The organism is Lachnoclostridium sp. Marseille-P6806, from assembly GCF_900625025.1.
Lineage (GTDB): Bacteria > Bacillota > Clostridia > Lachnospirales > Lachnospiraceae > CAG-791.
This window is the reverse complement of the sequence record NZ_LR130578.1, coordinates 131,907-144,383: the sequence shown is the minus strand read 5'-3', so window position 1 is coordinate 144,383 and position 12,477 is coordinate 131,907. Positions and strand designations below refer to the sequence as shown.

10 protein-coding genes are annotated in these 12,477 nt (G+C 57.7%); 9 read left to right on the top strand and 1 reads right to left on the bottom strand.

What is annotated here, in order from left to right; genetic code table 11:
- Positions 1-113: 113 nt before the first annotated feature.
- From E0E20_RS07545 to E0E20_RS07535, 3 genes are all read left to right on the top strand, one after another.
- On the top strand, positions 114-1,205 hold the full coding sequence (locus E0E20_RS07545) for a hypothetical protein (RefSeq protein WP_130837595.1): 1,092 nt from the start codon (positions 114-116) through the stop codon (positions 1,203-1,205).
- Positions 1,206-1,216: 11 nt separating this feature from the next.
- Positions 1,217-2,077, top strand: coding sequence for a TPM domain-containing protein (locus E0E20_RS07540; protein ID WP_130837594.1), 861 nt, complete (start codon positions 1,217-1,219; stop codon positions 2,075-2,077).
- 151 nt (positions 2,078-2,228) lie between these two features.
- Entirely contained in the window at positions 2,229-3,470 is a 1,242-nt protein-coding gene (locus E0E20_RS07535) for a 6-phosphofructokinase (protein WP_130837593.1), read from the top strand.
- 21 nt (positions 3,471-3,491) lie between these two features.
- Here E0E20_RS07535 and E0E20_RS07530 read toward each other — a convergent pair whose 3' ends face one another.
- The gene (locus E0E20_RS07530; RefSeq protein WP_130837592.1) at positions 3,492-3,680 is read right to left on the bottom strand and encodes a hypothetical protein; all 189 of its coding nucleotides are present in this window, start codon (positions 3,678-3,680) and stop codon (positions 3,492-3,494) included.
- Here E0E20_RS07530 and E0E20_RS07525 point away from each other — a divergent pair.
- From E0E20_RS07525 to E0E20_RS07500, 6 genes are all read left to right on the top strand, one after another.
- Positions 3,679-4,665, top strand: a complete 987-nt coding sequence (locus tag E0E20_RS07525) for a LacI family DNA-binding transcriptional regulator (protein WP_130837591.1) — start codon at positions 3,679-3,681, stop codon at positions 4,663-4,665. The genes E0E20_RS07530 and E0E20_RS07525 overlap by 2 nt on opposite strands.
- A gap of 19 nt (positions 4,666-4,684) precedes the next feature.
- Positions 4,685-7,024, top strand: coding sequence for a glycogen/starch/alpha-glucan phosphorylase (locus E0E20_RS07520; RefSeq protein WP_130837590.1), 2,340 nt, complete (start codon positions 4,685-4,687; stop codon positions 7,022-7,024).
- A 549-nt stretch (positions 7,025-7,573) separates the two neighbouring features.
- The gene (locus E0E20_RS07515) at positions 7,574-9,022 is read left to right on the top strand and encodes an extracellular solute-binding protein (protein WP_130837589.1); all 1,449 of its coding nucleotides are present in this window, start codon (positions 7,574-7,576) and stop codon (positions 9,020-9,022) included.
- Between the two features lie 152 nt (positions 9,023-9,174).
- Positions 9,175-10,077 (top strand): carbohydrate ABC transporter permease, encoded by a 903-nt coding sequence (locus E0E20_RS07510; protein ID WP_130837588.1) that lies wholly within the window; start codon positions 9,175-9,177, stop codon positions 10,075-10,077.
- Positions 10,077-10,973 (top strand): carbohydrate ABC transporter permease, encoded by an 897-nt coding sequence (locus E0E20_RS07505; RefSeq protein ID WP_130837587.1) that lies wholly within the window; start codon positions 10,077-10,079, stop codon positions 10,971-10,973. The genes E0E20_RS07510 and E0E20_RS07505 overlap by 1 nt, the downstream gene beginning before the upstream one ends.
- Before the next feature lie 96 nt (positions 10,974-11,069).
- Positions 11,070-12,446, top strand: a complete 1,377-nt coding sequence (locus E0E20_RS07500; RefSeq protein ID WP_130837586.1) for a replication-associated recombination protein A — start codon at positions 11,070-11,072, stop codon at positions 12,444-12,446.
- Positions 12,447-12,477: the final 31 nt, after the last annotated feature.

The following is a 12,477-nucleotide window of genomic DNA, read 5'->3' as shown; positions in this document are numbered from 1 at the left end:
GATGCCACTGTTTCTGCGTCATGCTACAATGAAAAACAAGCACAGATGTACAGGCCCGCGGGGAGAAAAAGCGCCTCCGGCCGCACATCAAAAAAGAGCAGAGGGGGAGAAACATGGCGCAGTTACAGGAATACAAATGTCCCTGCTGCGGAGGCGGTATTCATTTCGACAGCAGCATACAGAAGATGAAGTGCCCGTACTGCGGCACGGAGTTTGAGCTCGAGACGCTGAAAGTCTACGACGAGGCTCTCCGGGAGCCGGAGAGCGCCGCGGGCGGGGACGCGGACTGGGACATGGCCGGGGAGGAATGGGCGTCCGGGGAGCAGCAGGGGCTTCGGGTATACCACTGCCGGTCGTGCGGTGCGGAAATCGTCGCGGACGAGACGCTGGCATCCTCGAAATGCCCGTACTGCGACAATCCCATTGTCATGATGGGCCAGTTCTCCGGCGGGCTGAAGCCGGACTGCATCATCCCGTTCAAGTTGGACAGAGAGGCGGCGAAGCAGGCGCTGCGGAAGCACTGCGGAGGGAAAAAGCTGCTGCCCCGCATCTTTTTGGAGGAGAATCATATCGATGAGCTGAAAGGCGTCTATGTTCCGGTCTGGCTCTTCGATGCCGAGGCGCTCGCGACGATACGCTACCGGGCGGAAAAGGAAAGAGAATGGGATGACGATCGCTTCCGCTATAAGGAGACCAGCTACTACACGGTGCTCCGCGGAGGCTCTCTGACATTTGAAAGTGTTCCGGTGGACGGGAGCGGCAAGATGGACGACGCTCTGATGGAGTCCGTGGAGCCCTATGACAGCAGGGAGGCGGTGCCTTTCCAGACGGCGTATCTGGCGGGATATCTCGCGGATAAGTATGATGTGGACTCGGAGACGAGCAGGAAAAGGGCGGACGAGCGGATCCGGAGGAGCACGGAGGAGGCGTTCCGGAAAACGGTGACCGGCTATTCCCGCGTGGAGGCTGAGGACTGCGGCATCCGGCTGAACAACGCAAAGGCCCGCTATGCGCTGTACCCGGTGTGGCTGCTGAATACGAGCTGGAACGGCGGAAAATATGTTTTCTGCATGAACGGGCAGACCGGAAAGCTGGTCGGCGATCTGCCGATGGATAAGGGGCTGCTGAACCGGTATCGCCTGATCAGCGGGGCAGCGGCGGCTGTGCTGGCCTTTGCTGTCAGCGCGCTGATCTGGCTGCTGTAAAGGAGGCCGGGATGAAAAGGACAGGGATCAGAAAAACAACGGCAGCGGTGACAGGTACCCTTTTTTCGGCGTGGGCTCTTTTTAGGGCATGGGTTCTTTTTCCGGCATGGATTCTTTTTCTGGCGTGGGCACTGGCTGTCCGCGTCGGAGCAGAGAGCCCCGCGGCGGGTTTTGCAGACAGAGCAGGCGTTGTTTCACCGGAGGAGGAACGGAGCCTTTCGGCTTTTCTGGATGAAGTAAGCGCCCGGCACGGCGTGGATGTCGCGGCGGTCATTGTCGATTCGCTGGGGGGACAGGAGGCCGGCGAGGCGGCCGACCGGTATTATGAGAACGGCGGCTTCGGAACGGGTGAGGAACGGAGCGGCATGCTGCTGCTTCTTGCTGTGGGCGAGGGACAATGGCATATCTCTACGGAGGGGAAGCCGGTGACCGGCTTCGGTGAAAAAGAGGTCCGGAGTGCGGGCCTCGCGATGAGCGGCTTTCTCAGCGCGGGAGATTATGCCGGGGCGGTCAGAGCCTACGCCGAAGAGGCGGACCGTGCGTTTCGGGAGCATGGCGCGGACGGAAGCGGAAGAGGGCCGTTCCCGATCGGGAGGAGTGCGGCCGCGGCTGCGGCAGCCGGGCTGATCGTCTCGCTTTTCTATGGAGGAAGATTAAAAGGGCAGCTTAAGTCTGTGAGCTCAAAAAGCGCCGCCTCGGAGTATGCCGCGGCGGGGAGCCTGAAGCTTACAAGGAGCAGCGAGAGCTTTCTGTACAGGAAACAGAGCCGGGAAGCAAAGGCGCAGCCGCAGCGAAGCGGAGGCGGCGCGCCGGAGGGAACCCATGCCTTCTCTTCCGGGAGAACGCACGGCGGCGGAGGCGGAAGCTTTTAGGCCGCGGCGGCGCGGCGCGCACCCTGCTCCGCAAAAGGATGTGTTCATTGCAACTGTCCGGCGATTCTGCTATAATCCCGTCGTGATATAAAGTCCATACGGATACAGTATTGCAGGCCTGCGTCAGAGCGCGGGCAGAAAGGGATAATGTATGAAAGGAAACATCGTAGTCGGGCAGTCCGGCGGCCCCACCGCCGTCATCAACTCCTCCGTGGCCGGCGTCTATGCAGAGGCGAAGAAGCTGGGCGTGAAAAAGGTCTACGGCATGGTTCACGGCATCGAGGGCTTTCTGCAGGATAAGCTGTGCGATCTGGACGAGTATCTCTCGGATCCGACCGGAATCGAGATGCTCAAGAGAACGCCCTCTGCGTTTCTTGGCTCCTGCCGCTTCAAAATGCCGAAGATCGAGGGACACGAGGATGTCTATGAAAAGGTCTTCGAGATCATGGAGAAGCATGATATCGAGTGCCTCTTCTATGCGGGCGGAAACGACTCCATGGATACCGTCAAGATGCTGAGCGATTACGCGGCGGCGCACGGCAAGAGCCAGCGCTTCATGGGCGTGCCCAAGACCATCGACAACGATCTCCCGATTACGGATCACTGCCCGGGCTACGGCTCCGCGGCGAAATATATTGCGACTTCGATGAAAGAGATCATCCGTGACAACGAATCGTTCGGCGCGGCTAAGCCCACCGTTTCGATCGTTGAGATCATGGGACGCGACGCCGGCTGGCTGACGGCTGCGGCGGCGCTCTCCCGCGGCGACGACTGCACCGGCCCGGATGCGATTTATCTTCCGGAGAGAGATTTTGACATGGAGAAGTTCATGGCAAAGGTAAAGCACCTTGCCGCGACGAAGCGCTCTGTCGTCATCGCGATTTCCGAGGGCATCCACACGGAGGACGGCACGCTTGTCTGCGAGATCGGCAAGGAGCTTGCGGTCGACGCGTTCGGGCATAAGCAGCTCTCCGGCTCCGCGGCGAACCTCGCGCAGATCATTGCGGCCGGGACCGGCCTTAAGACCCGCGCCATCGAATTTTCCACCCTGCAGAGGGCGGCGACGCATCTTGCCTCTCTCACGGATATCAATGAGGCGTTTGCATCCGGCGCGGCGGCGGTCAAGGCGGCTGACGAGGGCAAGACCGGCATGATGATCACGATCAACCGTGTGAATGACGACCCGTATCAGACCTCGACCAGCCCCTATGACATCCATGCGATTGCGAACGTGGTCAAGAATGTTCCGCAGGAGTGGATCAACGAGACGGGCGACGATGTGACCGAGGACTATGTGAGCTATGCGCGCCCGCTGATTCTCGGCGAGCTGCAGCCTTTCTTCGTAAACGGCACGCCGCGGCATCTTGTCATGAAAGAGCTCGGCGAGTTCTGATCGCCGCGCGGCCGGGGCAGATCACGCGGCATAAGCAGATAACGAAAGAAGCAATGAGAAGCCCGCTCCTCCATTTCCGGCAGAGCGGGTTTTTTTTGTGTCTTTTTTGAAAACGTTTTCCGGAACGGCTTGACATTTCCATCTGCCCGTTCTATGATCGGATTGCTGGAAAACGATTTCCAGAAGAAAGCAAAGCTGAGGAGCTGCCATGACATCCATCCGCGATGTGGCGCGCGAGGCGGGCGTCGCGATCTCTACGGTCTCAAAGGTGGTGAACCGCTACCCGAACGTGAGCGAGGAGACGAGAAGTCGCGTCGAAGCAGCCATTCAGAAACTTCATTTTGTGCCGAATGCGGCGGCGTCGGCGCTCTCCTCCAAGCAGGCCGCACGGGTCGCGCTGATCATCAGCCCCGGCGAGGGCGGCGTGATGGATGAGATCAACATGCAGTACCTGTCCGGGGCTTTTCGGAGCGCCCGCGAGCTGGGTCTGGATGTGATCACGGTATTCGCGCCGATGGCAGAGAAGCAGAGCGTCCCGGAGATGATTCAGTATTTCCGTACGCAGAGCATCGCCGGCCTTGTGATTTTCAATCTGAATCGGGAGCAGACGACGCTCCGGGGGCTGATTCAGAGCGAGGAGTTCCGTGCTGCCGTTGTGGATGCGCCGATTGTGAACGCGCACAGCTCCTGCGTCAGCGTGGACAATGAGCAGGCGCAGTATGATGTGGCGGACAGGCTCTGCGGGGAGGGCGTGATGCGCCGCATCCTCTACATCGCGGGGAGTGCCGACGGCTACATCACGGAGGAGCGCCTTGCGGGGATGAGGAGGCTCGCGCGGGAGCGGAATCTTGTTCTCACGGAAAAGGAGGGCGGCTTTTCGCAGAAGCGGGCCCGCGAGATCACCGGAGAGTATGCGGCGGATCATGACGCGGTGGTCTGCGCGTCGGACATCATGGCGATCGGCGCCATGCGCCGGCTGATGGAAATGGATATTTTCCGCCCGGTCTGCGGCTTCGACGGCCTGTCGCTGATGGGCTATGCGGGCAAGCAGATGTACACAGTCCGTCAGGATTTTGACGGCATCGCCTGCGCGGCGGTCGCGGAGGTGCACCGCCTGATGAACGGCGGTGAGGGCAGGCAGATTGTCATGCCGCACGAGATTGTGCGGATGACCTATGAGGATGTCATCCGATAAGGAAAGGAGAAACACAACGATGGGGCAGAATTCATCAAACATGAAGCGCGACGTTCTGGTGCTCAATCTGGAGGAGCAGCTCACGGAGCTGATTTCTGAAAAGTACGGAAAAAATATTGCCGGATGCTCGGACAGGGAGCTCTACTACGCGCTGCTGATGCTCTCGAAGCGGCTGCTCGATGTGACGGAGCGCAATACGGGGGAGAAGAAGATTTATTATATTTCCGCGGAATTCCTGATCGGAAAGCTCCTCTCCAACAATCTCATCAATCTCGGGATCTATGACCGCGTCGCGGAGCTTCTGGAACGGAACGGCAAGACGCTGGCGAAGATCGAAGAGATCGAGCCGGAGCCGTCTCTGGGCAACGGAGGCCTCGGAAGACTGGCGGCCTGCTTCCTCGATTCCATCGCGACGCTGGGGCTCCCGGGCGAGGGCATCGGCCTGAACTACCACTACGGCCTGTTCCGCCAGAAATTTGTTGACAACAAGCAGACGGCGGTAAAGGATCCGTGGATGGAGGATCTGTCGTGGGAGACGAAGACCGACGTTTCCTTTGATGTCTGCTTCGGCAGCCGAAAGGTCACGTCCCGTCTCTATGACATTGACGTGGTCGGCTACGACGCCGGTCTGAACAAGCTCCGCCTGTTCGATATCGAATCCGTTGACGAAAGCCTCGTAGGCGAGCTCGGGATCGACTTTGATCAGGACGAGATCGAGAAGAACCTGACCCTCTTCCTGTATCCGGACGATTCCACCGAAAAGGGCAGACTGCTGCGTATTTATCAGCAGTATTTCATGGTCAGCAATGCGGCGCAGCTCATTCTTCGCGAGATGAAAGCGCGTCAGTACGATCTGCGGAAAATGTACGATCATGCGGTCATCCAGATCAACGACACCCATCCGACCATGATCATTCCGGAGCTGATCCGCATTCTTGTCGAGGAAAAAGCGTTCAGCATGGACGAGGCGATCGAGGTGGTCAGCAGAACCTGCGCCTATACCAATCATACCATCCTCGCGGAGGCGCTGGAGACGTGGCCGATGGACTATCTCGAGAAAGTCGTGCCGCAGCTCATTCCGTATATCAGGGAGCTTGACCGCCGCGTGCGGGAGAAGTTCGACGACGCCTCCGTGTACATCATCGACGGGGATAAACGAGTCCATATGGCGCACATCGACATCCACTACGGCTTCTCCGTAAACGGTGTCGCGGCGATCCATACGGAGATCCTCAAGGAGACGGAGCTGAATAATTTTTACCGGCTCTATCCGCAGAAGTTCAACAACAAGACCAACGGCATCACGTTCCGGCGCTGGCTTCTTTCCTGCAACCACGAGCTGGCCAGATTCCTTTCCTCGAAGATCGGCGACGGCTACCGGAAAGACGCGGCGAAGCTGGAGAAGCTCCTTGACTATGCGGAGGACGCGGAGGTTCTGGCGCGCCTTGACGAGATCAAAAGAGCCCGCAAGCATGACCTCACGGAATATGTTCTTGCCCGGGAGGGCGTCGCGCTGGCGGAGGATGGCATCTTCGACATTCAGGTAAAGCGCCTGCATGAATACAAGAGACAGCAGATGAACGCGCTCTACATCATTCATAAATATCTGGAAATCAAGTCCGGCAAAAAACCGCAGAGACCGCTGAACTTTATCTTCGGCGCGAAAGCGGCTCCGGCGTACATCATTGCGCAGGATATCATCCATCTCATCAGGTGCCTCCAGCAGATCGTGAACAGCGATCCCGAGGTGAGCCCTTACATGCATGTGGTGATGGTCACGAACTACAATGTTTCCTATGCCGAGAAGCTGATCCCGGCCTGCGATGTGTCGGAGCAGATTTCGCTGGCTTCCAAGGAGGCCTCCGGAACCTCCAATATGAAGTTCATGCTGAACGGGGCGGTCACGCTCGGCACGGCGGACGGCGCGAATGTGGAGATCCGCGGGCTGGTGGGCGACGACAACATCTATATGTTCGGCATCGATTCCGACGCGGTGATAGAGCATTACAGAAAGGCCGACTACGTCTCGCACGATTATTATGAGAAGAGCCCGGTGATCCGGGAAGCCGTGGACTTTATCGTGGGTCCGGAGATGCTGGCGGTCGGAGATAAGGAGAACCTCACTCGCCTCTATGAAGACATTCTGAACAAGGACTGGTTCATGGCCCTCATCGATCTGGAGGAGTACATCCGTGTCAAGGACCGGATGTTCGCGGACTTTGAGAACCGGGAGAAGTGGGAGAGAATGATGCTGGTGAACATTGCGAAAGCGGGCTTCTTCTCGAGCGACCGCACCATTGCGGAGTACAACCGGGATATCTGGCATCTGGACACGAGCCCGGCTCCGGTGGTCAGATAAACAGTCATTCGGATGAGATAAACAGAAACCGCTGCTGCGGAAGCACAGCCGGTATCGGACAGCAGACGGCCTGCGGGCCGTCTGCGCCCGGTGACGGCTTTTCTGCGTCTTCCGGGCACGGCTTCGGCGGCGCAGCGTCGCCGGCGTGGTTTCGAGGATGTGCAAAGCCGTGCCGGCAGCCTGAAAAGATAACGATTAAGTAAAAAGCAGAGGAAACCGGAAGACACCGCCGTGAAATGCCTGAAAAACGCCGAAAACCAGAGGAGAGCAGGGAATTTCAGGGAAAAAGAAATGGAAACGCGAGGAACTCGCAGGATTAAACTTAAACGTTATCTGAAAATAAGAGATGCCGGCGGGAAACGGGGAGACGTTCAACATGTACAGATTATATTGAGCAAAATTGGTTATCATATACAAAACAACGGGGACGCCTGAGAAAACACGGAGATTATATTGACAAAGCCGGAGGACTGCGCTATCATTGGTCTCGAAATCGATTGAGAAATAATTCACGATCGTTTATTTCACCACAATCAGGAGGACAGAATTATGAACAAGAAGTTATTAGCATCCGTGCTCAGTGTGGCGATGGCGGCCTCGGTTCTGGCCGGCTGCGGCTCCGGTACGGCGAGCACGGCAGCGCCTGCAGCGGATACCGCAGAGGAGGATGCTGCCGACGAGACTGCGGACGAGGAAGAGACGCAGACCGAGGAGGCGGAGGATGCCGCTGCGCTTGCTTACGCCGGCGAGATTAATCTGATGCATTATTCCACCTCGGAGGAATCGGAGGGGAACGGCGGCTCCGACGGCTTCCGGACGATGATCGCAAACTGGGAGGAGGCGCACCCGGACATCACCCTGAACCAGAACGTTCTGGCGAACGATGAGTATAAGACCCAGATCGCGACCATGGCGGCCGCGGATGATCTCCCGGACGTTTTCCTGCTGCAGGGGATGAATACCAAGAGCTGGGCGGCACAGGGGCTGGTGCTGGATCTGACGGATATCATCAAGGAATCCCCCTATTATGCGGATTACAATACCTCTTATTTCACGCCTTTCCTCGACGGAGACAAGATCTACGCGCTTCCGGCGCTGACCGGCGGCACCTGCACGGTGGTTGTGTACGACAAGCAGATGTGGGCGGACGCAGGCTTTGATTCCTTCCCGGACAACTGGGAGGATGTCAAGAAAGCGAATGAATATTTCGAGGCGAACGGCATTGAGGACGCGATCGCGTTCGGCAACGGAGGCCAGTGGCAGGCGAACTCCTGCTTCCTCAGCACACTCGGCAACCGCTACACCGGAAAGGAATGGTTCCAGAAGCTGATCGACAAGGACACGTCTGCGAAGTTCACGGATGAGAGCTTTGTAAAGGCGCTGCAGTTCACGCAGGATATTTTTGCGAGCGGCGTGTTCAACGAGGATTTCAACACCATCACCAATGAGGATGCGCGCGAGTATTTCATCGCCGGCGATGCGGCGGCTTTCATCGGCGGCAACTGGGACGAGTCCTATATCGCGGCGACGCTTCTTGCGGATGACGAGGAGAAGTACAACAACCTCGGCTTTGCGGTCCTGCCTCAGCCGGCGGATGCCACCGAGGATCCCCTGAGTCAGAATATCGGTCTCGGCTACGGTCTTGCCATCAATACAAAGGTGGCGGAGGATCCGGACAAGCTGGCGGCCTGCATCGATCTCATCGAGTATCTCACCGGCCCTGACTTCTCCGATTATGTGGCGAAGAATTATGCGCTCGGCGGTCTGACCAAGGTCGAGGATGTCGATCTGTCCAGCTTTGATTCGGTCGTGCAGAGCTTCTACAACTGGTCTTATGTGGACACGACGACCTGCGAGATTTATGATTCCTACCTTGATCCGGCGGTCTGGAGCGTCTGCAACACCGATCTGCAGTCCCTCATGAACGGCGATATGTCCGCGGCGGATGTTGCGGCGGATGTGCAGAAAGCCTATGAGGAGAATTATCTGGGCAAATAAGGCGCCGCGCCGTTTCGGATTTCATAGAAACATACTATAATGAAAGGGGTCCCGGTCCGTGAGGATCGACCCCTTTTTTGACGGATAAGCCAAGGACACGCAGTGCGAGTGCGGCAGCGCACTGAAAATGCAAAAAAGGAGGCAGGTGCTTTATGCTGAAAGCCATTAAGCCTAAAATGAGCGTCGTCTGGGGGTTCCTCGCCGTTCCGCTGATCTGGTACGTATTCTCCGTCTTTGTTCCGCTGGTTGTAGCGCTGGCATACAGCTTTTTTCAGTGGAAGGGAGGACCGAAGAAGACCTTTATCGGGATTGGCAACTATGTTCAGCTGCTCCATGACGGGACGTTCTGGGAGGCGTTCGGGCACAATATATATATCGTGATCATCTGCATCGTGGGGCAGATCGGCATTGCGTTCATCAATGTCCTCATGGTCAATTCCCGCCTGTGCAGGCTGAAGGGTGTACACCGCACATTCGGCTTCTTTCCCAGTACCATCTCTGCGGTTTATATCGGAATGATCTGGAAGATGGTTTATGATCAGAAGCGAGGTGTTCTGAACTGGCTGCTCGAGGCGGCCGGCCGCCCGGAGCTGACGCAGAACTGGATGAACAATAAGAGTATTGTGCTCTCGCTCATCTCAGTTCCGCTGGTCTGGCAGTTCATCGGCTACTATATGGTGATTCTGCTTGCGGCGATCGCGGCGGTGGACAATGAGATCTTCGAGGTGGCGGAGCTGGACGGCGCAAATGCGTGGCAGAGGGCCGTATACATTGTGCTCCCGCTGATCCGCAACAGCCTGCTGGTCTGCATCACGCTGTGCGTCTCCGGAAATATGAAGGTGTTCGATCATATCTATGCGATGACAAAGGGCTCCGGCGGCCCCGGGACCTCGACCATGGTCATGGCGCTCTACGGCTACATTGTATCTTTCAAGAACCAGAATCTGGGCTACGGCGCCTGTGTGTCCGTTGCCATCTTTGTGGTTTCGCTGGCGGTGATCGGCGGTTCGCAGAAGCTGGTCAACGTAATCATGAAGGATAAGGGGGTGGAGTGATGGCAAAAAAGGATACATTTACCGCGTCAAAGGCAGTAAACGCTCAGACTCCCACCCAGAGGCTCGGCACCGCCGCGCTTTCTGTCGTGATCAACGCGCTGCTGGCGCTGTTTTCGCTCTCGTGCATCTTTCCTCTGGTGTGGATGTTCTATTCCTCGCTCAAGCTCAAGCGGCAGTTCAATGCCGACATCATGGGCCTGCCTGCGGAGCCGAGCTGGGCGAATTATATCAAGGTCCTTTCCAATAAGGATTATCATATCGGCGCATCGCTCGTGAACTCGACCCGGACGACGCTGCTCTCGCTCTTTTTTATCATCCTGTTCGGCTTTATTGTGGGGTATATCCTTGCGAGAATCGAGTTCAAGATGAACCGCGTGCTGTATGTGGTGTTTCTGATGGGGATGCTGATCCCGGTGCATTCCCTGCTGGTTCCGATCTATATCGTGTTCAACGGCTTCGGACTGGCCAACCGGTGGTTTACGCTGGTGATTCCCTATGTGGCGTTCGGCCTGCCGATTGCCGTGTTTCTCGTGGAATCCTATATGAAGTCGATACCGGTGGAGCTGGAGGAGGCGGCGGCCATCGATGGCAGCTCGTTCTCAAAGACACTGTTCTCGATCATTCTGCCGGTGACGCGGCCGATGCTGATCACGATTGCCATCATCCAGACCTTTTCCTGCTGGAACGAATTTTCCTTTGCTCTGGTGCTTTCCTCAAAGAATGTGGCGCTTCAGACTGTTCCGCTCGCCATGACGAACTTCAAGGGGCAGTTTGCTTCGGACTATCCGAAGATCATGACCGGCATGCTGATCACAATGGCGCCGATTGTCGTCCTGTATTTTGCGTTTTCAAGACAGATTATCCGCGGCATGGTCGCGGGCGCCGTCAAGGGATAAAGCGGCCGCAGGCGGCTGCCGTGCGGGAGGGATTGCGGTTTTGACCGTGATCCCTCTTTCCTGTATACTGGCAGAAGCAGGAGGCGGCGGAGGAACATGGATCTGTTTGACTATTTTTCGGAGCAGAAAAAGGAAAAGGAGCAGCCGCTTGCGGCGCGGCTCAGGCCCACGACGCTGGAGGAGGTCGTGGGGCAGCGGGATATCATCGGCCCGGGCAAGCTTCTCTACCGTGCGATCCGGGCTGATAAGCTGGGGTCGATTATTTTTTACGGCCCTCCCGGGACGGGCAAGACGACGCTCGCCCGCGTGATCGCGCATACGACCAGCGCGGAGTTTGTCCAGCTCAACGCGACGGTGGCGGGGAAAAAGGATATGGAGGAGGTCGTAGGGAACGCGAAAGAGCGTCACGCGATGTACGGCCGACGGACGATACTTTTTGTGGACGAGATTCACCGCTTCAACAAGAGCCAGCAGGACTATCTTCTTCCCTTTGTCGAGGACGGCACCGTCACGCTGATCGGTGCGACGACGGAGAATCCCTATTTTGAGGTGAATGGCGCGCTGCTGTCAAGATCCACGATGTTTGAACTCAAGCCCCTGTCGTCGGAGGACGTGCTTGCGCTGATCCGCCGGGCGGTATATGACCCGGACAAGGGGATGGGGAGCTACGGCGCGGAGATCGACGAGGACGCGGCACAGCTTCTCGCGGAGCTTGCGGGGGGCGATGCCCGCCGGGCGCTGAATGCGGTCGAGCTTGCGGTGCTCACGACGGAGCCGGATCCTTCGGACGGCAGAATCCATATCACGCGGGAGGTGGCCCGGGAGTGTATCCAGAAGCGGGTTGCCAGATATGATAAAAATGGCGATAATCATTACGATACGATCTCGGCATTCATCAAAAGCATGCGGGGTTCGGATCCGGACGCGGCGGTCTATTACCTCGCGCGGATGCTGAAAGCCGGCGAGGAGCCGGAGTTTATCGCGCGGCGCATTATGATCTGCGCGGCGGAGGATGTGGGCAATGCGGATCCGAACGCCCTTGTGGTGGCGGTGAACTGCTCCCTTGCCTGCGAGCGGATCGGCATGCCGGAGGCGCAGATTCTTCTGGCGCAGGCCTGCGAGTATGTTGCGGCGGCGCCCAAGAGCAACGCGGCGGTGAACTCAATTTTCGATGCGTACCGCCTTGTGGAGGGGACAGGGAATCTTCCCATTCCTCCTTATCTTCAGGATTCGCATTACGGCGGCGCAGAGAAGCTCGGACGCGGCCTCGGCTACGAATATGCGCATCTCTATGAGGAGCACTATGCGGGGCAGCAGTATCTTCCCGATGCGGTCCGGGATGCGGAGCTCTACCTCCCGTCGGAAAACGGCTATGAGCGGAATATACGCGAGCGAATGTACCGCCTGACAGGGGAGGAGCGCTACCGCAGGGCGGAGACTCTGCTGGCGCGGGATACGAAGAGACGAAAGTAAACAGGAATCCGGCCGCGCGCCTGGCACGTAA

Coding starts and splice junctions, on each gene's coding strand:
- E0E20_RS07540 (WP_130837594.1), top strand. CDS start 1,217: ATGAAAAGGACAGGGATCAGAAAAACAACGGCAGCGGTGACAGGTACC.
- E0E20_RS07500 (WP_130837586.1), top strand. CDS start 11,070: ATGGATCTGTTTGACTATTTTTCGGAGCAGAAAAAGGAAAAGGAGCAG.
- E0E20_RS07530 (WP_130837592.1), bottom strand. CDS start 3,680: ATGGCAGCTCCTCAGCTTTGCTTTCTTCTGGAAATCGTTTTCCAGCAA.
- E0E20_RS07545 (WP_130837595.1), top strand. CDS start 114: ATGGCGCAGTTACAGGAATACAAATGTCCCTGCTGCGGAGGCGGTATT.
- E0E20_RS07520 (WP_130837590.1), top strand. CDS start 4,685: ATGGGGCAGAATTCATCAAACATGAAGCGCGACGTTCTGGTGCTCAAT.
- E0E20_RS07515 (WP_130837589.1), top strand. CDS start 7,574: ATGAACAAGAAGTTATTAGCATCCGTGCTCAGTGTGGCGATGGCGGCC.
- E0E20_RS07510 (WP_130837588.1), top strand. CDS start 9,175: ATGCTGAAAGCCATTAAGCCTAAAATGAGCGTCGTCTGGGGGTTCCTC.
- E0E20_RS07505 (WP_130837587.1), top strand. CDS start 10,077: ATGGCAAAAAAGGATACATTTACCGCGTCAAAGGCAGTAAACGCTCAG.
- E0E20_RS07535 (WP_130837593.1), top strand. CDS start 2,229: ATGAAAGGAAACATCGTAGTCGGGCAGTCCGGCGGCCCCACCGCCGTC.
- E0E20_RS07525 (WP_130837591.1), top strand. CDS start 3,679: ATGACATCCATCCGCGATGTGGCGCGCGAGGCGGGCGTCGCGATCTCT.